We start from the raw sequence: 21324 nt of genomic DNA on the forward strand, positions 1-21324 counted from the left end.
ATTCCCCCTGGCCCACGGCGCACTGGTCAATAGTCGAGGCCTTTTTTGGCCAGAATCTGGCGGTCGAAAGCGTGCTTGACCTTGACCATCTCGGTGACGGTGTCGGCCACGTTGATCACCTCGTCGGCCATGTCCCGGCCGGTGAGAATGACGCTTACCTGCTCCGGTCGAGACTCCAGTGCCGCGGCCACCTCGGCGGCATTGATCCAATCCCACGTCATGGCGTAGCTGATCTCGTCCAAAACCACCAGGCGATGCTCGCCTCCGGCGATGAGCTGGGCCGAGAACTCCCAGGCAGCCACCGCCTTGGCTCGGGACTCGTCGAGATCGTCTGAGTCCCAGGTGAAGCCGTCGCCCGCCGAGAACCACTCCACTCCGAGCTCCCGGCACACCTTCTCCTCGCCGGTGTTCCAGTCGCCGCTCTTGAGGTATTGAACCACTGCCACCGGCCAGCTCTGGGAAATCGCCCGCAATATGGTGCCGAACGCCGCAGTGGACTTGCCCTTGCCGTCGCCAGTGTTCACCAGCACCAGCGACGAAGCCCGTCGCATCTCAGAGAGATCGTAGGGCTGCTCTTCTTGGGGAGTCGGGTCGCTGCTCATGAAGGCTCCTTCTCTCGCCGACGGGATGCGGGCAGCACCACCAGCTCGCCGTCGATGGTTTGAACATTAAGGGGCGTGGCGTACACCGAGGACAACAAATCTGGCTGCAACACCGCCGCGGGGCGGCCCTCAGCAACGATAAGTCCGTGGTCGATGAGGATGAGCCGGTCGGCGAATCGGGCCGCGGCGCTGAGGTCGTGCATGGCGGCCAATACGCTCAGCCCCTCGGTGCGGCGCAGATCGTCCACCAACTCCAGCACCGACACCTGATGGCCCACATCGAGGGCGCTGGTGGGCTCGTCCAACAGCAACACTGGGCATTGCTGGGCCAGCGCCCGGGCCACCACCACCTGCTGGGCCTCCCCGCCCGACAGCGTGGACACAAAGCGGTCGGCGAATGCCGTCAGCGCAAGGCGATGCAGCACCGAGGACACGATCTGGCGATCAGCCTGCGATTCACGGGCCAGCCACCCGAGGTGCGCGGTCCGTCCCAACAGCACATATTCGGCCACGGTCATGCCCTTGGGCAGCACTGGGAATTGCGGCACCAAGGCGACATCGGCCGCTCCCGGCGCTTGTCCATCACCAAGGGCAATCGCCCCGGAGTAGTCGGCCAATCCCACAATCGACCGCAGCAATGTGGACTTGCCGGCGCCGTTGGGGCCGATGATGCCGAGCCACTCTCCCGGGTCCAATTCCAGATCGACGCCACAGACCACTTCGTGGTCGCGGAACGAAACCCGCACGCCATGGCAAGAAAGGGCCGGCGCCTCGCCAGCCTGCGAGCGGGCCTCCAACTGTCCGGTGGTGCTCATGTGGTGCTCCACCGGTCTCGCCACAGCACCAGAGCGAAGAACGGCGCCCCGACGAAGGCGGTCAATATCCCCACCGGCAATTCCTCCGGGGCCAGCAGGGTGCGGGCCCCGATGTCGACGAAGGCCAGAAACGCCGCCCCCACCAATGCCGAGAGGGGCACTATCACCCGGTAGCTGTGGCTGATCAGCAGCCGGACAATGTGAGGCACCACCAGGCCCACAAAGGCGATCAATCCGCTCACCGACACCGCGGCCGCGGTAAGCAGCGAGGCGGCCACGATTACCGTCAGGCGGGAGCGAACCGGGTCGAGGCCCAGGGAGCGGGCCTCGTCGTCGCCCACCCTCAGCACGTCGAGATGGCGGCGGTGGACGTGGAGCACCGCCCCGCACATCGCGACGTAGGGCAGCAGGAGCCAAATCTCCTTCCACCCGGTTGTGTTGAGCTGCCCGAACAGCCACGACAGCACTTCGCGGGCCCGGTTCTCGTCCAGTTGCTGGATGGCATAGGTTTGCGCCGCGGAGAACAGAGCGGCCATGGCCACTCCGCCCAGCAGCAGGGTGGCCGGCGATGCGCCTCCGCCCCGGGCGATGGCCATTGACGCCAGCACCGCCACCAGCGCCCCCAAGAAGGCAGCCGCCGGCACGGTGTCGAACGGCCCCCAGCCCAGATCGAGTCCGAACCCCAGCGCCAGCACCGCGCCGAAGCCGGCCCCGGCCGAAACGCCCAGTAAATAGGGGTCGGCCAACGGGTTGCGGAACACTCCCTGATAAGAAGAGCCCGCGACAGCCAGCGATCCTCCCACCAACATGCCCAGCACCAGCCGGGGGAGCCGGATCTCAAACAGGATGCTCTCCTGTTGGTCCGACAGCGACGACTCAACGCCGATCAGCGGAACCCAATCGAATAAAGAGGCGAATATTCCGCCCACCGGCAGCCCCGCGGCCCCGCTGATGGCGCTGAGAAATCCCACCGCTACCAACACCGCGATCCCGATCAGGGTGGCCGAAACCGACAACCCGAAGGCGCGTCGCACTGCCGGATGAGCGGCATCGCTGTCCGTTAAGGCGGTCGTCGGGAGGGAGGCTTCGGCCATCGCTCGACCCACTAACTCGGCTCGGCCACCGTCTGGAGGGCCTCAGCTACCACTTCGATGAACTGGGGCAGCCGCGGTCCCCACCGAGAGGCGACGTCGGCGTTGACCATCACAATGTTGCCGTTGCGCACCGCGGCCACTTCGCCCCACCCCGGCCGTGCAGCTACATCTTCGGCGGTGTAGCCCACCAGATCGGTAATCACAATGAGCTCGGGGTTTGCCTCAACGATGTACTCCTCGGTGAGCTGGGGATACCCGTAGCCGTCGGGATCGACTTCATCGGCGATATTGACCACTCCCATGGCGGCGTACACCGCGCCAATGAAGCTGTTGGAACTGACCGAGAAGTAGGTGTTGTCCAGCTCGTGGTACACCCGAACCGGTACATCGGGGGCGGCGGCAAGAGCTTCGTCGATCTCGGCTCGCAGGTCGGCCACCAGCGCGGCAGCTTCATCTGTTCGTCCGACCGCGAACCCCAATTCGGCAATCGAGTTGTAGCCACTTACGAAATCGACGGGGGCCAGGCTCATCAGCACGGGAACGCCGACCGCAGCCAATCCAGACATCAGGTCGTTGGCATCGTGGGCGATCACCACCAGATCGGGCTCGTACGACAGCACGGCCTCCACGTTGGGATCCCATCCCGACAAGTCGGTAACCGGGGCCTCCGCCGGGAAATAGGAGAACTCGTCCACGGCCACCACCTGCTCGGCCGCACCAATGGCGAACAAGACCTCCGTAGCCATCGGCGATAGCGACACAATGCGCTGGGGCCGCTCTGAATTGATGACATCGTCATCGTTGCCGCAGGCGGTCACCGCAAGAGCGAGCGCGAACAGCAGCGCAAAGAAAACACGGAAAGGACGTCGGGGCATTCAGCACCTCCTGTAGATCGAGGAACGGAAGCTCGATCGGCAGGTGCGCTGCCCCCGAACCAACCCTGCCTCGGGGCTTTTGGCTCGTTTCAGCGTGTAGTTCGACCGGACTTACTGGCTCTGGGCCAGTTCACCGTTGCGGGACAGTGCCGGAATCTAACCGGACTTCGCCTCCACGCCGCCCCGCAGCATAGCCGCTCAGTCAGCGGCCTCTCAGATCAAGCCCAGATCGGCCACCGTGTCTCGCTCTTCAACCAGCTCGGCCACGGTGGCGTCGAGGCGGGCCTGGGAGAATTCGTTCAGGTCCACACCGTCCACAATCGACCACTGGCCGTCGGCGGTGGTGCAGGGGAACGACGAGATAAGGCCCTCGGGCACGCCGTAGGAACCGTCGGAGGGCACGGCCATGCTCACCCAGTCGCCCGGAGCGGTGCCGTGGACCCAGTCGTGAACGTGGTCGATGGCGGCGTTGGCGGCTGAGGCAGCGCTGGACAGGCCCCGGGCCTCGATGATGGCTGCGCCCCGCTGCTGCACTGCGGGGATGAATTCGTCGGCGATCCACGCCTGGTCGCCCACTGCTTCGGCGGCCGACTGGCCTCCCACCCGGCAATTGAACAAATCGGGGTACTGGGTGGCCGAGTGGTTACCCCAGATGGTCATCCGGCTCACGTCGTCCACGGTCACTCCCAGCTTGGCCGAGAGCTGGGCCACCGCCCGGTTGTGGTCGAGGCGGGTCATGGCGGTGAACTGCTCCGCGGGAATGCCGTCAGCGTTGTTCATGGCGATCAGGCAGTTGGTGTTGGCCGGATTGCCCACCACCAGCACTCGCACATCAGATGCCGCGCCCGCGGCCAGCGCCTTACCCTGGGTGGTGAAGATGGCGCCGTTGGCCTCCAGCAGATCACGGCGCTCCATCCCCTTGCTCCGGGGCCTCGACCCCACCAGAAGGGCGTAGTCAACCCCGTCGAACGCCTCGTTGGGGTCGTCGGTACACACCCTGTCGGCCAGCAGCGGGAAGGCGCAGTCGTCCAGCTCCATGGCCACGCCGCCCAGGGCATCCATGGCCGGGGGGATCTCCAGCATCTGGAGCACCACGGGCACATCCGGGCCGAGCATCTGGCCGCTGGCTATGCGGAACAGCAGGCTGTAGCCGATCTGGCCGGCCGCGCCGGTTACCGCCACTCGTTTGGGATCGCTCACCGACAGGTCTCCTTTGGTCTGAGGGTGGAACTGAGGAGTGTGGTTGTCGTCGGGCGGCTAGAGCCGGTCGACGATGGCCGACGCGAACTCCGAGCACTTCACCTCGGTGGCCCCGTCCATCAGGCGGGCGAAGTCGTAGGTCACGATCTTCTCGCCGATGGTGGCCTCCACCGCGTTGATGATGTCGTCGGCGGCATCGTCCCAGCCCAAGTGCTCGAACATCAACACGCCCGACAAGAGCACCGACGACGGGTTCACCTTGTCTTGCCCGGCGTACTTGGGGGCGGTGCCGTGGGTGGCCTCGAACACGCCATGGCCGGTCACGTAGTTGATGTTGGCCCCCGGCGCGATGCCTATGCCGCCAACCTGAGCGGCCAGGGCATCAGACAGGTAATCGCCATTGAGGTTCATGGTGGCGATCACGTCGAACTCGGCCGGACGGGTGAGCACCTGCTGAAGGGCGATGTCGGCAATGGCGTCCTGCACCAGGATCTTGTCGCCAGCGTCGCCGCCGCAGTCGTCCCAGCCCACAGCCACGTCGGAGAACTCCTCCCGCACCAGGTCATAGCCCCAGCCGCGGAACGCCCCCTCGGTGAACTTCATGATGTTGCCCTTGTGTACCCAGTGGACCCGCTTGCGATTGCGCCGCACGGCGTAATTCAGCGCCGCCCGCTGGAGGCGCTGCGACCCGGTCTTGGAAACCGGCTTCACGCCGATGCCGGCGTCCTCGGCGATGTTCCAGCCCAAGGCGTCGTGGAGCAGGTCGCGCAGCTTGGCCGCCTCGGGGGTACCCGCCTCAACTTCAAGTCCGGCGTAGATGTCCTCGGTGTTCTCCCGAAAGATCACCATGTCCACCAGTTGGGGACTCTTCACCGGCGAGGGCACGTTGGTGAACCAGCGCACCGGGCGCAGACACACGTACAGGTCCATGATCTGGCGGATCGACACGTTGAGGCTGCGGAAGCCGCCGCCCACCGGGGTGGTCAGGGGGCCCTTGATGCCGATGAGGTACTCGGTGAACTTCTCGATGGTGTCCTGAGGCAGCCAGTCGCCGGTCTCGTTGAACGCCTTCTCCCCGGCCAGCACCTCGATCCACTCGATCTTGCGCCCATGCTTGCCCGCGGCGGCGTCCAAAACGTGCTTCGCCGCCGGCCAGATGTCCACCCCGGTTCCGTCCCCCTCGATGAACGGGATGATTGGATTGTCAGAAACGTTGAGCTTCCCGCCAGCTCCGATTGTGATCTTGTCGCCCATATACGGCGAGCATACCGACGGGCCTTTGCCCCCAACGAAGCCAAGAATCAAGTCCCTGCAAGGGCTGGTTGGGCTTCGACAAATAATGCCGGATTGCTGACGATCGGGCCATACGCTGCCCTTTGATGACCCGGATTGTCGACTTGTTGGGCTACCAGCCAACGCTGTCGTTCGAGTTCTTTCCCCCAGCCGACGAGGTGGCCGCCAAGCAGCTGGAAGAAACCCTGGACGAGCTCTCCGGTCTGGCCCCCTCGTTCGTGTCGGTGACCTGCGGGGTTGGGGGCGACGGCCATGACCGCACCCGCGACATCGTGACCGACATCTGCCGGGATCGGCCCTTCCCGGCCATGGCCCACCTGACCTGCGTCGGCCATACCAGACAGGGAGTCGCTGCCCTGTTGGACGACTACGCCGCTGCCGGGGTGGTCAACATCTTGGCCCTGGCCGGCGACCCGCCTGACGGATCGGCCATCAGCGGCGACTTCCGCTATGCCTCCGAGCTGGTCGAGGTGGTGCGGGCCCACCCCGCCCGGTTCAGCGTAGGGGTGGCCGCCCACCCCGAGGTCCACCCCCGCTCCACCGATCGCGCCACCGACCGGCGGCACTTGTCCGCCAAGCTGAGCCAAGCCGACTTCGCTATCACCCAGTTCTTCTTCAACCCCGCCGACTACACCCGCCTCTGCAACGAGTTAGCCGACCTCGGGTGCCACCAGCCAGTGATCCCCGGCGTCATGCCCGTGATCTGGCCCAAAAGCATCCTCCGCTACGCAGAAATGAACGGCTCCGCCTTCCCCGAGCCCCTGTTCGCCGAATTGGAATCACTATCCGGCCCCGCCCGCATAAGGGCCGCCGCTAACGCCGCTACAGAACTCTCCCAGTCGCTGCTGAACGCCGGAGCCCCCGGCATCCACCTCTACACCCTCAATCGATCTGAAGCGTCAATCCAGATAGCTGCGAAGCTCAGCCTCTAGTGGCGGAAGTGGCGTTCGCCGGTGAAGATCATGGACATGCCGTGCTCGTTGGCGGCGTCGATCACCTCTTGGTCGCGTACTGAGCCGCCGGGTTGGATGACGGTGGCGCATTGGGCTTCGGCGGCGGCGTCGAGGCCGTCGCGGAAGGGGAAGAAGGCGTCGCTGGCGCAGGCCCCGCCGGCGGCCCGGCCAGCGGCCTTTTCGGCCGCGATCCGCCCGGCGTCGCGGCGGTTCTGCTGGCCGGCGCCGATACCCACCGCCTGGCGATCTTTGGCTAGCACGATGCAGTTGGATCCCACCCGGGCCGCCACCCGCCAAGCCAGCTCGAGGTCGGCCCACTGCTCAGGGGTGGGGGCCCGCTCGGTAACCACCTGCCAGGCTGAGCGTTCGATGGTGACGGTGTCGGGGGTTTGAACCAGCGCGGCGCCTCCGAGGGTGCGAACCTCCAGCTCGACAGCCTCGGGGGGTGGGGCGTGGAGCACCCGCAGGTTCTTCTTCTTGGCCAGCAGGGCCAGCGCGGCCTCCTCGTACTGGGGGGCGATGAGCACCTCGGTGAACACGTCGGCCATGGCTTCGGCCATCTCGTCGGTCACCGGGCGATTCACGGCCACGATCCCCCCGAAGGCGGACACCGGATCGCACTCGTGGGCCCGGCGGTAGGCAGTGGCGATGTCGTCGGCCACGGCCGCCCCGCAGGGGTTGGCGTGCTTGATCACCGCGGCCGCCGGGTCATCGCCCAGCGAGTGGGCCAGCCGCCAGGCGGCGTCGGCGTCGAACACGTTGAGGTACGACATGGCCTTGCCCTGAAGCTGGGCTGTCTGGTCCCACCAACTCGACTGGCCGGCAATGCGATAGCGGGCCCCGGTCTGGTGGGGATTCTCGCCGTAGCGCAGCACCTCTTGGCGCTCCAGGGTCAGCGACACGGTCGGCCGAAGCGGCTCGTCATCGGCGTCTGACAGCCAGTCGGTTATGGCCGCGTCGTAGGCGCTGGTGTGAGTGAACGCGATGCGGGCCAGCCGCCGCCGGGTGGCATCCGACAACCCGCCATCGGCCTCCAACTCGGCAAGCACTGCCGGGTAGTCGTCGGGCCGCACCACCACGCCGACCCGCTCGTGGTTCTTGGCCGCCGCCCGCACCATGGCGGGGCCGCCGATGTCGATCTGCTCCACCGATGGATCGGAGCGGAATGGGTAGAGGTTGCTCACCACCAGATTGATGGGGACAATCCCCCGATTATCCATGTCCTCAACGTGACCGGGATTCGTCATGTCGGCCAACAGGCCCCCGTGGATCGCGGGATGGACGGTCTTTACCCGGCCGTCCATCATCTCGGGGGCCCCGGTCACTTCGTCCACCGGGATGACCGGGACCCCGGCGTCGGCCAGAGCTCGGGCGGTCCCCCCGCTAGAGATGATCTCCCACCCCAGGGCCACCAGCCGCTGGGCCAGGTTGATTACTCCGGTCTTGTCATACACCGACACCAACGCCCGAGGAGGACGCTCCGCTCCCTGGCTCATAAGACATGCCCTCGGTTGATGATTTCCTGGATAGTGCGAATGTACAGGTCGCGCTCCACCGTTTTGATGCGCTCATGCAGCGTGTCCACCGTGTCGTCGGGCTCCACAGCAACGGGTTGCTGGGCCAGGATCGGCCCGGCATCCACCTCCAGGGTGGCCACATGCACGGTGCAACCGGTGACCTTCACCCCGTACTCCAAGGCGTCGGCCACCGCGTGCCAGCCCGGAAAGGCGGGCAGCAGCGACGGATGGGTATTGAGAATGCGCCCCCCATAGGCGTCCTGCATCGGCTGATCCAACACCGTGCCGAACCCCGCCATCGCCACCAACTCGATGCCCTCGGCCTGGAGCCGCTCGGTCACCTGCTGGGTGTAGCCCACCCGGTCGAAATCAGCCCCAAAGCTCTCCCGCTCCACCAGCACACAGTCCAACCCATGATCAGCCGCCACCCTCTCCGCCCCACAGCGCCGATCCACCATCACCAGCGAAATAGGCAGCCCACTGCGGCCCATAGCATCCAAAATCGTCCCACTCCCCGACGCCAACACCGCAAGCCGCATCGAGCCGAACCTACCACCCACTTCGCGGGCTGCTTGGGATGTCTTTTTGCCAGCCGATTCGTCCCTGTTTTCAGAGCTGGGCAACCACCTCGGCCATGATGTCGCCGGCCTCGCTAGGGCTCTGGCCGATGCGGACGCCGGCGGCGGCCAGGGCATCCATCTTGGCCTGGGCGGTGCCCTTGCCTCCCGAAACGATGGCACCGGCGTGGCCCATCTTCTTGCCCGGCGGGGCGGTCATTCCGGCGATATAAGCCACCACTGGCTTGGACACGTTCGCGGCGATGAACTCGGCGGCCTCCTCTTCAGCCGACCCGCCGATCTCGCCTATCATCATGACGGCCTCGGTTTCGGGGTCTTCCTCGAAGGCAGCCAGGCAGTCGATGAACGAGGTGCCCGGCACTGGGTCGCCGCCGATGCCCACGCAGGTGGTGCAACCGATGTCTTTCTGCTTCAGCTCATACAGCGCCTGGTAGGTGAGGGTGCCCGAACGGCTCACAATCCCCACCGGACCGTCCTCTTTGGCGATGTGGCCGGCGGTGATGCCGATGTTGGCTTTGCCGGGGCTGATGAGACCGGGGCAGTTGGGGCCCAGCAGCCGCACATCGGGATAGTCAGCCTTGAGCTTGTTGTAGAAGTAGGCCTCGTCATGCATGGGCACACCCTCGGTGATTACCACGACGAGCCCCACTCCGCCCTCGGCGGCCTCAAGCACCGCGCTGCGCACTCCGGCAGCGGGGATGAACACGCACGACACGTTGGCCCCAGTAGCTGCCACCGCGTCGGCCACGGTGGCGAAGATGGGCACGCCCTCCACATCGGTGCCCGCCTTCTTGGGGTTGGTGCCGGCTACCACCTGGGTGCCGTAGTCGCGGTTCAGCATGCCGTAGTAGCGGCCCTGGCTCCCGGTGAGGCCTTGGTAGACCACCTTGGTGTTCTCGTCGATGAAGATGCTCATGATGCGGACCCTTCTGCGAGGGTGACGGCTTCTCGGGCGGCCTCCAGCATGGTGGGCGCCATCATGAGCCGGTCGCTCAGATGGGGCTCCAGCAGCGCCCTTCCCTCATCGGCATTGGTGCCGTCGAGGCGGATCACGATGGGCGAGGCGATGTCCACCCGGTTCATAGCCTCGATGATGCCGTTGGCCACCTCTTCGCCCCGGGTGATGCCCCCGAAGATGTTGATGAAGATGGACTGAACGTCGGGATCGTTGTTGATCACTTCCAGCGCCCCGGCCATCACATCGGCATTGGCGCCGCCGCCGATGTCCAAGAAGTTGGCCGGTTTGCCCCCCACCTGGTTGACCACGTCCACCGTGCTCATGGCCAGTCCGGCACCGTTGGCGATCACGCCCACCGAGCCCTCCAGGCCCACGTATTGCAGACCTTTGGCGTGGGCCGCAGCCTCCCGCTCGTCGCGGGGCTGGGTGGCGTCGAAGGGGGCCAGGTCGTGGCGGAATCCGGCGTTGCCGTCGAGGGTGACCTTGGCGTCGAGCACATGCACCCGCCCCTCGGGGGTCACGATCAGCGGGTTGATCTCCACCAGGTCGGCGTCGCCTTCGGTGTACGCCTCGTACAGCTTCAACAACAGATCTACCGTTTGGTCGGTGACGTCGGGGTTGAGGTTGGCGGCCAACACCCACTGGCGGCACTGATCCTCGGTGATGCCGTCCACCGGGTCGACCCAGATCTTGGCGATGGCGTCAGGGTTCTCCTCGGCCACCGTCTCGATCTCCACCCCGCCCTCGGCCGACAGCATCCCCAAGTGCTGTTTGGCCGACCGGTCGAGGGTGAAGCTCACGTAGTACTCCTCGGCGATGTCGGAGGCCTTCTCGATCCACAGGTTCTCGACGATGTGGCCCCGGATGTCGAGGCCCAAGATGTTGGTCGCATGGGTGCGAACGGCGTCGATGTCGGCGGCGAACTTGACTCCCCCGGCCTTGCCTCGCCCGCCGGTGTGCACCTGGGCCTTCACCATAACCGGCGCTCCCAGCCGCTCCGCCGCGGCCACCGCGTCGTGAACGGTGGTGACCGCCTCACCGGGCGACACCGGCATGCCGTATGACGCGAAGAACTGTTTTCCCTGATATTCGAATAGATCCACGGGCTCCCCAATGCAGCGCGATGGCCAAGTTTGCGGTGTGATGCGGCGATGGTTCGTACCGCCGTTGCTTCGCCGCGATACTAGGAGCAACACCGTCTGTCGGAGCGAACCGAGGAAGGACTCGTGCCCGTCGCATCTGGACCCAAGATCACCCCGCTGCGAGCGGTCTTCTATACCGTGGTCAGCATCGGGCTGGGCGTGGGGCTGGTGTTCGCCGTGGTGTCGCTGGCCGGCTCCGATCAGATCGAGGTGAAGCTGGGCGACGACGACTTCAATGCCGGCAACGCCGAGAACCTGGCCGAGAAGATTGATGAGGAAGGGCCTGTGGTCTGGTCTGCACTGTCGCGGGGACGCCGAATTTGGACCCAGCACATCGGGGATGATCCCGAGGAGGGATGGTTCGCTTTCGACGCCCGACCACCCGGAGCGAGCGAAGACTGCGTGGTCAACTGGGACGCCGACCGGCGGCTGTTCGTCGACATATGCGACCCCACCCTGGTGTTCTCGGCCACCGGTGAAGGGCTGACTCAATTCGGCGTGTGGGTAACCGACGACGGCGACGTCATCGTAGATGTGAATGCCAACGACGGGCCTTAGCGAGTTATAACGAACGCCGCATTCACACCCTGACCTCCACTCTGCCAAGTGTCAAGACATGACAAATACTCGTCATGTTTTGACAGTGATATTCATTGACAGGGGTGTGCATCCTTCTTATGGTTATACGCAGATAAATGGTGTCGGGCACCTCCACCTCTCAGACCTATGTACAACACACGATCGACCACATGGACGAACTGGAGGTTGAGGACTCATGAAACCAGTATCCGACTCATCAAACCCAACAACACTGAAGCCGGCCAATCGCCGGATTCACCTCCGTCTGCTTCGCGGTCTTGCACTCATCATCGCATCTCTGATCGCGGTTGCCTGTGGTTCCAGTGCCGAGTCCGAGGAGGTATCTCCCTATACCTATGACTCATACTTCCAGTCGTTCCATTTTGACTATAACCCGGCTGCCACCGTCCAGGATCTGGCCGAACGCTCAACAATCGTCGTTGAAGCCACGCTGATCGATGTAGAAAATGGGCGTTTCTTCGGCGCTTCTGAGGATAAACCCGAAGGTGTAACCCTCAATCTCGTGTTTGAAGACGACGACAGGACAAGATATTACGTTCAGATACCCAGACCAATGGACTCGGATGTCATGCAATTGCGCTCTGTGCTGCCCATCGGCGCCCAAAGCGTCATCTATCTACAGCCAAACAACGATCCCCTCGAAGGCGTCTGGTACAATACTCGCAGCGACGGCAACGAATGGTATTTCACTACACCACAAGGATGGATTCTCGACCATCCACAACGAGGAATCATATTCGCACTCTTGGGCAACGAATTCGAACTGCCATTTCCTGGTGCTCCAACCGCAGTCAACGAAGACCTTGACGACTGGCTGGTTGCCGAGAAGAAGACCTGAACTGGCCCTCGAACTGAGCAGTTCATTCGGCGAAGCTCTGGCGAACGACTAACCTACTGGCTTGGGACGTCATCGACGGACAGTTACCTTTCTTGTGACTATCATATAGTCCAAAGATCAGGAGCAGATCACTTCTACCGATCGTTTCGAGGCACGTAGACCCAGCGGTTTTGGACTGCGAGCGCCACTCCTTCGACAGTGCTGTCGACGCCGAATTGGTGCCACATTTCGGCAAAGATGCGCTGGAGCAGGCCCATGCCCCAAGAGGTGAGCCTCTGCCACGCACCCGGCAAGGTGAACAATTCTCACCACAAAGGAACCCACAGTGCCCCACTCCGTTCGACCCAAGTCCACAAGACGACAGTAGCGAACTAGACGATCCATTCCCTGACTTGGTACACAAAGGGTCCGAGGGGGGGATTTAACCCCTCGGACCCTTCAGTTATTGACTCAAAGCCGCCTGCTAGAGCGAAGCGTGGGCAGAGATCGCTGGGCGCTCCGCGTCTTCAGGACAGTCATAGGTGCCTCGGACGATCACCGCGGCCAATACTGCGGCCAACAAGGCGATCACCAGAGCGGTAACAACAGCCGCTGCGATAAACCGAAAACGAATCATGCTAGTCACTGAATCATCCTAGTCAGTGGTATGCCATGTAAACGTGCCATTGGAGTATGAGTACAGCAGATTATATGGATAGCTGCTAGAAATGCACCCGTATTTGACTACGCAGTTCTCGAAATGTCCTTGTTTCTCATGGCGATAACCGCTTTTGGGATAACCGGAATACCAGGAGATATGGCGAAAGAGATTCGGACATACTCCATCATCGACTACATACCTACCTCCCGCGTACACGACCTTCGTGGACAGAACAGGTATCCCAATCTGAAGTGCGGCAGTCTGAAAATGCCCGGCGGTCAGGCTTTCTCTAGGCGGGCGTAAGAGGCGAGCAGTACCTTGGAACCGGAGGTGGTGAAGTTGACGGTGATCTCGGCGTCGCTGCCTGCGCCTTTCACGTCGGTCACTACCCCTAGACCGAACTTGGCGTGGTTCACATCATCGCCGACCACGAGGCGGACTGGGTCGGGGTCGGGCTCAGGTGGGGAGTGGGGAACTTGGGCGGCGTCCACGATGCGGTCTCGTCCGGCGAATGAGCCGGTGGCTCGGGAAACATCCCGACGGTAGCCCGAGCGTTCCGTTCGGCTCAGGCTACTGCCGCGGTCGTCAACCAGTTCTTTGGGGATCTCCTCCAGGAACCTGGACGGCGCGTTGTACATCGAGGCGCCGTGGACGTTTCGAGTCCAGGCATGGGTCAGATACAGGCGCTGCTGGGCCCGAGTGATGCCCACATAGGCCAGTCGGCGCTCCTCTTCTAACTCGTCGGGCTCGGTGATCGATCGGATGTGGGGGAATATGCCCTCTTCCATGCCGATCAAGAACACCACGGGATACTCGAGGCCCTTGGCCGAGTGCAGAGTCATGAGCGTCAGCATGGAATCGTCGGTCATCTCATCGGTGTCCGACACCAGGCTGACCAGCTCCAAGAAGTCGCTGACGTTCTCGCTCTCGGTGGCCGCAGTAATGAGCTCGTCGAGGTTCTCCAGTCGACCCATGGCCTGCACGCTGGCCTCGGTGTTGCCCGTGGTTTCGCGGTCGGCCTCGACCTCCAACTGGTCGAGATAGCCGCTTTTCTCAAGCAGGTGCTCCAGCACCGCAGCCGGTCCGCCGTCCAGCCGCTCGCCGGCCTCGGCGATTACTCCCTGAAACTCTTGGATGCCGCGGAGCGCCTTGCCCTTGATTCCGGCCTCGGCGGCGTGTCCCAGGGCATCCATCAGCGTCAGGCCGTGGGATTCGGCCCACGCCTCCAGCTTGGCCACCGACCCGTCGCCCACCCCCCGCTTGGGGGTGTTCAACACCCGGCGCAGACTTACAGCGTCGCCGGGGTTGACCGTCACCCGCAGATAGGCCAGCGCATCTTTGACCTCCCGGCGGTCGTAGAACCGGGTGCCGCCGATGAGCTGGTAGGGCACCCCTGCCTCCATCAGCAGCTCTTCCACTACCCGGCTTTGGGCGTTGGTGCGGTAGAAGACCGCCATCTCATCCCAGCGGTGCTGCTCGTCGTCGTGGAGCCGGAACGCCTCTCGCACCACCCAGCGGGCCTCCTCGTATTCGTCGGAAGCGCAGAAGCGGACGATGCGCTCGCCGTCGGATTGGTCGGACCACAGGTTCTTGGGTTTGCGGCTGAGGTTGTTGGCGATCACCGCGTTGGCCGCGCTGAGGATGCGCTGGGTGGAGCGGTAGTTCTGCTCCAACAGCACCACCGTGGCGTCTTCGAAGGCCCGCTCGAACTCCAGAATGTTGCGGATGTCGGCCCCCCGGAAGCGGTACACCGACTGGTCGGCATCGCCCACCACGAACACGTTGCGGTGCTCTTGGCCCAAGAGCAGCACGAGTTGGTTCTGCACACTGTTGGTGTCCTGGTACTCGTCCACCAGCACGTGTTCGAAGCGGCGGCGGTAGCGGTCGAGCACATCGGGCTGTTGGCGGAACAGGTTCACGGTGGTGCCCAGCAGATCGTCGAAGTCCATGGCTCCGGCCCGTCGGAGGCGCTGTTGGTACTCGTCGTAGATCTCGCCGATGCGGCGCTCGAACACATTGGCCGCCCGGTCTTTGTACTGGGCCACGCCGATCATCTCGTTCTTGGCCGCGCTGATGGCGGCGTGAATCGACCGAGGGGGCATCTGCTTGGGGTCGAAGCCGAAATCGTTGAGGATGTAGCGGGTGAGCCGTACGGCGTCGGCCTGGTCGTAAATGGTGAAGCTGGATGGGAAGTCGATGGCCTCGGCCTCATAGCGCAGGATGCGGGCGCAGGCCGAGTGAAAAGTGCTCACCCACATCTTGTCGGCCACTGGTCCGACGAGGGCGCCCACCCGGTGCTTCATCTCCTGGGCCGCCTTGTTGGTGAAGGTTATGGCCAAGAGGGCGAACGGGGAAATGCCCAGTTCATCGATGAGGTAGGCGATGCGGTGGGTGAGGACGCGGGTCTTGCCCGATCCCGCCCCGGCGATCACCAAAATGGGGCCGCCAGGATGGGTGACCGCATCGATCTGAGCCGGGTTCAGACCCTCGATGAGCGCTGTCGGTGGCATTGGGATCACACTACCGGCGACCTGTGTCGGCTTGGGACCCGAGCACACCTCTGCTCTCAATCCGCATCAACAAAAGACCCGCCTTCTACACCCTCGCCCCGACATCGTCAAGTGTCAAAACATGACAAAAACTCGTCATGTTTTGACACTCGTTTTGATTGCAGCGCCGATGAAGCAGGCGTACGTTCGATTGAAGACGTAAAGGAGCCGAAACATGAGACGCATCCTCAATCCCAGACTTAAGTCAAGGGGTGAAGCCCAGAATCGGAGGTGCCAAATGAAGTGGAAGAAGCGGCAGGTAATACTGCTCTGCGCAATCGGACTATTTGCGGTTGGTGCGACAACCGCGGGCACCGTGTATGCGGCCGAAAACAAGCAGCCTGAGCCAATAGAGACGAACCCGGTTGCAGAAACGGCAGATGTGGCGGTGGAGTCATACGCGTTGGAGTACTCCGTGTCGCAGGATGAAGCCCGCCGCCGCCTAGCACGGATTGAGGTCATCCGAGAGGCCCTTTCGACGATCCGCGATCTTGAGGCGGCGCGAGTGGCAGGGTGGGGTATCAACCACCGCGGCGGTTTCGGGGGCTGGGTGCTGCTCACCGGCGACGAACCGGCTAGTTCTGCCGCGGCTGCTGTGGCAGAGGCTCACAGCGACGTGGGAATCCGCACCGGCGCCCAGCACAGCTACGCTGAGCTCCTGACCGCGCAGCGCGATCTTTCACAAGAACTCTTCGCGGTTCAAAGGCCTGCCACAAACAGCGGCGCAGTGGGCAACACCAGCGAAGAAACGCAGACCGGACCTGGTGTGCCTGGCGTCCCCGGCGGGCCGGGCGAGACCGAGGGCGGAATTGACGCTGGTTTGGCCGACGTAGTCACGTTCTTGGAGACCGACATGGCGGGCAATGCTGTACGCGTCGGCATAGACCCAGGCCTGGCTCCCGATGTCGGCCCGCTCGGCACGGTGTCTGAACTGCCCTTCGAGCAAAGCAAGGCCGTGGTCGCGAAACTGCTCGACGATCACATCGAAGTGCCCTTCACTGTCGCCGACGGCCGCGGCATCGCCCCAGCGGAGAGCTTCCAAGGCGGCGAAAAGATGGGGGGATGCACTTCAGGATTCACGGCCCGGCGAACCATCCGCGGCGGCTACGACTACGGCGTCATCACCGCAGGTCACTGCGGCGATAACGGCCCAACCGAGACTGTCACGTTCAGAATGAACAGTGTGGTTCTGCCGTTCGTCTATGGCTGGCTGAGCGCCACCGCCGACGCCCAGTTTCACCGCATTCCCATTCCCACCAGCGGATCCCACTATGTAGCCGACGACTATGTGTGCCGCGACGTACGCAGCTACCCCAACCCCTCATGCGACGTCACCGGTACCATCGCCCGCGCCGACATGACCATCGCCCGCGATGACATGCCAGGTGACTTCGTGTGCCACACAGGCAGGAATAGCGGGATATCTTGTGGCGAAGTCATCAGCATCGACCATGCGCCGGAATGGAGTGATGATCCCTGCCTTGACTCCAGTGGCTCAAAAGTGGACTGCGGTCACGTGTTCGTTAGGGTGTACGGCCAAAATCTAAGGAGCTGCGAAGGGGACAGCGGGGGACCCTACTATAGGGGCGGTACAGCCTACGGGATACACGCGAGCAGTAACGGCGGTACGGATTGCGAAGGAACAGGCAGGACGGCCACGTTTTCGGCGATCCGGGAGGTTGAGGCATTCCTGAAGGTGGATGTACTCACCGAACCATTCACCCTGAGTGCCCCTTGACAGCCCCGAAGGAATTGGAATGACCGGTCGAGATCAACAACGCAGCGCGAGGCATGCTCCTCGAACAGAGGCACACAGCAACAAAAGGGATCCTGGATCGCGCAGCGCGGCGTTGCGCATTGGAGGGGCGACCCGGTGCGGAATTGTGTTGGCGTGTTTGGGATTGGCGGTTGTGGGGTGCTCGTCTGAGCCACAGGTGGCAGTGGAGCAGCCGCCTACCAACTTGCCGACGACAGCCGAGCCCCAACGGAGCGGACCGGATCGACTGCCCGAGGGGACCGGGGTGGGGAGTCAAGAGGACAGCCGACGGCATGACGAGGATTGGCCGCGGCCACCGCTGGCGGGCATGTGGGTGGACCACCCAGAACGGATGAGTCCCTCGCATGGCTGGTTGCATGCGGTGATTTCCATACAGCCACCTTGCGTATACCTCACCAATGTCTCGCGGGAGTTCGTGGATGACTCGTTGGCGAAATGGAAGGGAAGGCGCTTGGCGTTGTCGCTGCGCTATCCCGAGGTACGTCTTGATGAGGACAGCCAGACGCTGTGGAACCCGCTATGGGACTACGACATACCGATCTCCCACGGAGATCGAGTCATTGTGTCCTCAGACCCGTTACTCGAAACGATCGGAGGCAAGGAACCCCACGAGCTACATCTTTTCTGGGATGTCTGCCCCGCCCACGCTCTTGCCAGACCCGCAGGCCTTTGGACATCGGTGGAGTGGCTTTGCTCGAACAGGCCGCCAAAGTGGGTATGGCACGAAGGGCAAGAACTGGAACGCATATGCGTGGAGGATACGAGGCCATGGAATCAGCGGGACCTGTTGGAACAACAGGGCTTCGCGCCTGTTGTCGAGCCGACCGCCAACGGCTGGGGCCCTGGCGAGCCGCCGACCATTGCAGAGCTGCCGCCTCCGCCGCTTCATGGCATGCATCCGTACCATCCCAACACGGAACTGGATCTGGCCAAACTCGTGGGCGTTCTTTCGATAGAGCCGGCGGGGAAGAACTTCTACTCGGAGCGGGAATGCGCGTACCTCTACCTCACGGCGACCGCGGTGCCACAAGCGGTGCTTTGGGGAGACTCGTGGAAGCACACTGGCCCCGACGGAGAGCCGCTGGCCGTCCTCCTGGACCTGCCCTACCCCCAAGTCCGCTTCGACGAAGACGCCTGGACGTTGTGGAACGGCGACATCGGCCCCATGGCCACCGGAGACCGGATCATCGCTGACCAGATAGCCCCGCCTGATTTCAGCGACAACGTCGATGGCAGCCCCAAACAACCCCATGAACCGCTCATAAACGAAGCCTGCAACAAAGCCAATGCAAGGGCCACTGTGCTGGACATACAACCCGTGGAGCACTACTGCACCCACAACACCCCGGCCAGACACCAAGGCCAATGCGAACAAGCCATGAGCCTGCGCCATCAACCTCAAACCCACCTCGCACCCCCCGAATGAACCGTTGCGACAAACCTGGCAGGGCCTGACTGTCAAGCCCTTGAAGCCAGGCATAGGAGACAAGTAACAGTCGGGAGCCAGAAGTTCACTCTGAGCAGCATTAGGGTGCCCCGCGATGCGGAAGTTTCGGTTTGGGGTGCAGGCTCGGGGGTTTACTGACGCTGAGGGGTGGCGGGAGATGGCTCGGCGGGCGGAAGGGTTGGGGTACGACGTCTTCTGTATGCCCGATCATTTCGACCAGGGGCCCGCGCCGATGGTGGCGCTGGCTTTTGCCGCGGAGGCCACCACAACGCTGCGGTTGGGGACCATGGTGTTGGCCAACGATTTCCGCCACCCGGCGGCGCTGGCCAAAGAGGCGGCCACCCTGGACGTGTTGTCCGGCGGGCGGTTCGAGTTGGGCATCGGAGCCGGATGGCAGAACAGCGACTACCACAGCACCGGCATTGCCATGGACCGGCCCGGCGTGCGAATCGAGCGCCTGGGCGAGGCGGTGGCCATCATCAAGGGGCTGCTGGCCGGCGAGACGGTCACATACTCGGGTCAGCACTACACCATCGACGGCCTTGAGGGGCTGCCTAAGCCGGTGCGACCGGGAGGGCCGCCGTTGTTTGTGGCCGGAGGCTCCGAGCGGGTGCTGCGGTTGGCCGCCCGAACGGCCGACATCGTGGGGGTGAATCCCAATATGGCTGCCGGAGTCATCGACAACCGAGTGGGTCCGTCGGCCACGGCCGAGGCCACTGTGGCCAAGATCGACTGGATCCGGGAGAGCGCCGGAGAGCGGTTCGAAGAATTGGAACTGCACTCTCGGGTTCATGTGGCCCGAGTTACCGACGACAAGCGGAGCTTTGCCGGGGCGTTGGCCCCGGCGCTGGGGCTGGACACCGACCAGGCGCTGGAGTCGCCTCACAGCATGATCGGGACAGTGGATGAGGTGGTGGACAAGCTGGTGCGCCAGCGGGAGGAATTGGGCATCAGCTACATCGGCCTGTCAATCGAATCCATGGAGGAAATGGCCCCAGTGGTGGCCCGCCTGGCGGGAACCTGACCGGCTTTCCTTTGTCGATGCTCTGGGCGAGGCCATTAGTGTTAATTCCCCTATGTCTGAGGCGGAGACCACTCTGGAATCCGAGACCCCCGAGGTCGAGCCGGAGCCTGTCGAAGAATCCGAAGCTTCGGTAGAAGAGCCAGAGGCTGCCGCCGAAGAAGCCGAAGCCGAAGCCGAAGCCGCCGAAGAACCCGAAGCCGAACCCGCCGAAGAAGCCGAACCCGCCGAAGAACCCGAAGCCGAACTCGAAGCCGCCGAAGAGCCCCAAACCGCCGAAGAGCCCCAAACCGCCGAAGAACCTGCCGAAGAACCCGAAGCCGAAGCCGCCAAAGAACCCGAAGCGGCCGAACCGCCGAAGCCGGAAGCGCCACCGGGGGAGCCAGCACCAGCCACGGTGGATGGGATGACCGGCGGGACCATCGTGTCCGGGACGGTCAAAACCAAGGCTGCCCACGAAATAGAGCTCGACTTGGGTGGGGACCGGATCGGAGTCATCAGCCAGCGCTACTGGGGTGACGATCCGGCTGCCGATCTGTCCCAGCAGTGTGTGCTGGGCGAGGTGGTCAACGCCGCCGTGCTGGTGCGAGAAGACCACAAGGGCCGCATTGTGCTGTCGCGGCTGTGGGCCTTGCAGCAGATCGCCTGGGTGGACATCGCCCGGGCGGCCGCGGCCAACGAGGCCGTTACCGGCACTATCACCGCGGTGGTCAAGGGCGGGCTGTCGTGCGACGTGGGTGTGCGGGGGTTCATTCCGTCGTCGCTGATCGATGTGGAGCCGGTGGAGAACCTCCAGGCGCTGGTCGGCCGGGAAGTGCAGTGCAAGGTGGTGGAGGCCGACCAGGTGTCGGGCCGCTTGGTGCTGTCTCGCAAGGCAGTGGTCCGAGCCGAGCAGCGCAAAGCGGCCAAGGCGTTCATGGAGACGATGTCGACGGGCGACGAGTACACCGGCAGAGTGGTGGACATCCAAGATTTCGGGGCCTTTGTGGACATCAACGGGGTGCGGGGCCTGGTCCACTCCTCCGAAATGACCTGGAAGCGGGTTCAGCACCCCAACGAGGTAGTGAGCGTGGGCGACGAGGTGCAAGTTCGGGTCAAGTCGGTGCAGTTGCCCAAGCAGCGGGTGAACCTCACCATGAAGCTCACCCCCGACCCGCTGGCCAGCCTGGAGGTTGGCGGTGTGATGAGCGGTCGGGTGACCCGCCTAGTGGACTTCGGCGCGTTCGTGGCGGTCAACGACGAAATTGAAGGCCTCGTCCACATCACCGAGATGGCCGAGTACCGGGTATACCACCCCGAGGAGATCGTCCTTCCGGGCGAGGAGGTTTGGGTCAAGGTGCTAGCCGTCGATCGCAAACGCCGCCGCGTCGACTTGTCCATCTCCCAGGCCATCGCTGGTTGACGCCCGATTAGACCTTGTGACCC

Annotated in this window: 19 protein-coding genes and 1 riboswitch; of the genes, 7 read left to right on the forward strand and 12 right to left on the reverse strand. The window is 63.7% G+C overall.

Features of this window, described 5'->3' with window-relative positions:
• Positions 1 to 26: 26 nt before the first annotated feature.
• From cobO to icd, 6 genes are all read right to left on the reverse strand, one after another.
• Positions 27 to 602, reverse strand: a complete 576-nt coding sequence (cobO, locus tag ACOGJC_RS08840; RefSeq protein WP_419848137.1) for a cob(I)yrinic acid a,c-diamide adenosyltransferase — start codon at positions 600 to 602, stop codon at positions 27 to 29.
• Positions 599 to 1417, reverse strand: a complete 819-nt coding sequence (locus tag ACOGJC_RS08845) for an ABC transporter ATP-binding protein (protein ID WP_419848138.1) — start codon at positions 1415 to 1417, stop codon at positions 599 to 601. The genes cobO and ACOGJC_RS08845 overlap by 4 nt, the downstream gene beginning before the upstream one ends.
• Entirely contained in the window at positions 1414 to 2511 is a 1098-nt protein-coding gene (locus ACOGJC_RS08850; protein WP_419848139.1) for a FecCD family ABC transporter permease, read from the reverse strand. Before ACOGJC_RS08850 ends, ACOGJC_RS08845 begins: the two co-directional genes overlap by 4 nt.
• 11 nt (positions 2512 to 2522) lie before the next feature.
• A complete protein-coding gene (locus ACOGJC_RS08855; protein WP_419848140.1) occupies positions 2523 to 3386 on the reverse strand; it encodes an ABC transporter substrate-binding protein in 864 nt (287 codons plus the stop codon).
• A gap of 53 nt (positions 3387 to 3439) precedes the next feature.
• Positions 3440 to 3578: riboswitch (adenosylcobalamin (AdoCbl) riboswitch) on the reverse strand.
• A 21-nt stretch (positions 3579 to 3599) separates the two neighbouring features.
• On the reverse strand, positions 3600 to 4586 hold the full coding sequence (locus ACOGJC_RS08860; protein ID WP_419848141.1) for a malate dehydrogenase: 987 nt from the start codon (positions 4584 to 4586) through the stop codon (positions 3600 to 3602).
• 57 nt (positions 4587 to 4643) lie between these two features.
• Positions 4644 to 5840, reverse strand: coding sequence for an NADP-dependent isocitrate dehydrogenase (gene icd / locus ACOGJC_RS08865; RefSeq protein ID WP_419848142.1), 1197 nt, complete (start codon positions 5838 to 5840; stop codon positions 4644 to 4646).
• A gap of 125 nt (positions 5841 to 5965) precedes the next feature.
• Here icd and ACOGJC_RS08870 point away from each other — a divergent pair, with 125 nt between their 5' ends.
• The gene (locus ACOGJC_RS08870) at positions 5966 to 6811 is read left to right on the forward strand and encodes a methylenetetrahydrofolate reductase (protein ID WP_419848143.1); all 846 of its coding nucleotides are present in this window, start codon (positions 5966 to 5968) and stop codon (positions 6809 to 6811) included.
• On the opposite strand, the gene purH is transcribed toward ACOGJC_RS08870, so the two are convergent.
• From purH to sucC, 4 genes are all read right to left on the reverse strand, one after another.
• Positions 6808 to 8328: a bifunctional phosphoribosylaminoimidazolecarboxamide formyltransferase/IMP cyclohydrolase gene (gene purH / locus ACOGJC_RS08875; RefSeq protein WP_419848144.1), complete on the reverse strand. Its 1521-nt coding sequence runs from the start codon at positions 8326 to 8328 to the stop codon at positions 6808 to 6810. The genes ACOGJC_RS08870 and purH overlap by 4 nt on opposite strands.
• Positions 8325 to 8888 carry a phosphoribosylglycinamide formyltransferase gene (purN, locus tag ACOGJC_RS08880; protein ID WP_419848145.1) on the reverse strand — a complete coding sequence of 188 codons (564 nt, stop codon included), beginning with the start codon at positions 8886 to 8888 and terminating at the stop codon, positions 8325 to 8327. The genes purH and purN overlap by 4 nt, the downstream gene beginning before the upstream one ends.
• A 70-nt stretch (positions 8889 to 8958) precedes the next feature.
• A complete protein-coding gene (sucD, locus tag ACOGJC_RS08885) occupies positions 8959 to 9843 on the reverse strand; it encodes a succinate--CoA ligase subunit alpha (protein ID WP_419848146.1) in 885 nt (294 codons plus the stop codon).
• Positions 9840 to 10988 (reverse strand): ADP-forming succinate--CoA ligase subunit beta, encoded by a 1149-nt coding sequence (gene sucC, locus ACOGJC_RS08890; protein ID WP_419848147.1) that lies wholly within the window; start codon positions 10986 to 10988, stop codon positions 9840 to 9842. Before sucC ends, sucD begins: the two co-directional genes overlap by 4 nt.
• Positions 10989 to 11111: 123 nt before the next feature.
• Here sucC and ACOGJC_RS08895 point away from each other — a divergent pair, with 123 nt between their 5' ends.
• Both ACOGJC_RS08895 and ACOGJC_RS08900 read left to right on the forward strand, forming a co-directional pair.
• The gene (locus tag ACOGJC_RS08895; RefSeq protein ID WP_419848148.1) at positions 11112 to 11585 is read left to right on the forward strand and encodes a hypothetical protein; all 474 of its coding nucleotides are present in this window, start codon (positions 11112 to 11114) and stop codon (positions 11583 to 11585) included.
• 217 nt (positions 11586 to 11802) lie between these two features.
• The gene (locus tag ACOGJC_RS08900) at positions 11803 to 12465 is read left to right on the forward strand and encodes a hypothetical protein (protein ID WP_419848149.1); all 663 of its coding nucleotides are present in this window, start codon (positions 11803 to 11805) and stop codon (positions 12463 to 12465) included.
• A gap of 463 nt (positions 12466 to 12928) precedes the next feature.
• Here ACOGJC_RS08900 and ACOGJC_RS08905 read toward each other — a convergent pair whose 3' ends face one another.
• On the reverse strand, positions 12929 to 13090 hold the full coding sequence (locus ACOGJC_RS08905; protein ID WP_419848150.1) for a hypothetical protein: 162 nt from the start codon (positions 13088 to 13090) through the stop codon (positions 12929 to 12931).
• Positions 13091 to 13383: 293 nt separating this feature from the next.
• Complete coding sequence (locus tag ACOGJC_RS08910) at positions 13384 to 15615, reverse strand: UvrD-helicase domain-containing protein (protein WP_419848151.1); 2232 nt, start codon at positions 15613 to 15615, stop codon at positions 13384 to 13386.
• 277 nt (positions 15616 to 15892) lie between these two features.
• On the opposite strand from ACOGJC_RS08910, the gene ACOGJC_RS08915 reads away from it, so the two are divergent.
• The 4 genes from ACOGJC_RS08915 to ACOGJC_RS08930 all read left to right on the forward strand — a co-directional run bounded on the left by ACOGJC_RS08915 (position 15893) and on the right by ACOGJC_RS08930 (position 21301).
• Entirely contained in the window at positions 15893 to 17392 is a 1500-nt protein-coding gene (locus tag ACOGJC_RS08915) for a trypsin-like serine protease (protein ID WP_419848152.1), read from the forward strand.
• Between the two features lie 931 nt (positions 17393 to 18323).
• Positions 18324 to 18857 carry a hypothetical protein gene (locus ACOGJC_RS08920; protein WP_419848153.1) on the forward strand — a complete coding sequence of 178 codons (534 nt, stop codon included), beginning with the start codon at positions 18324 to 18326 and terminating at the stop codon, positions 18855 to 18857.
• A gap of 115 nt (positions 18858 to 18972) precedes the next feature.
• On the forward strand, positions 18973 to 19902 hold the full coding sequence (locus tag ACOGJC_RS08925; RefSeq protein WP_419848154.1) for a TIGR03621 family F420-dependent LLM class oxidoreductase: 930 nt from the start codon (positions 18973 to 18975) through the stop codon (positions 19900 to 19902).
• A gap of 52 nt (positions 19903 to 19954) precedes the next feature.
• A complete protein-coding gene (locus ACOGJC_RS08930; protein ID WP_419848155.1) occupies positions 19955 to 21301 on the forward strand; it encodes a 30S ribosomal protein S1 in 1347 nt (448 codons plus the stop codon).
• The last annotated feature ends 23 nt before the right edge of the window (positions 21302 to 21324 follow it).

The organism is Candidatus Poriferisocius sp. (genome assembly GCF_965204015.1).
Classification (GTDB): domain Bacteria; phylum Actinomycetota; class Acidimicrobiia; order Acidimicrobiales; family Bin134; genus Poriferisocius.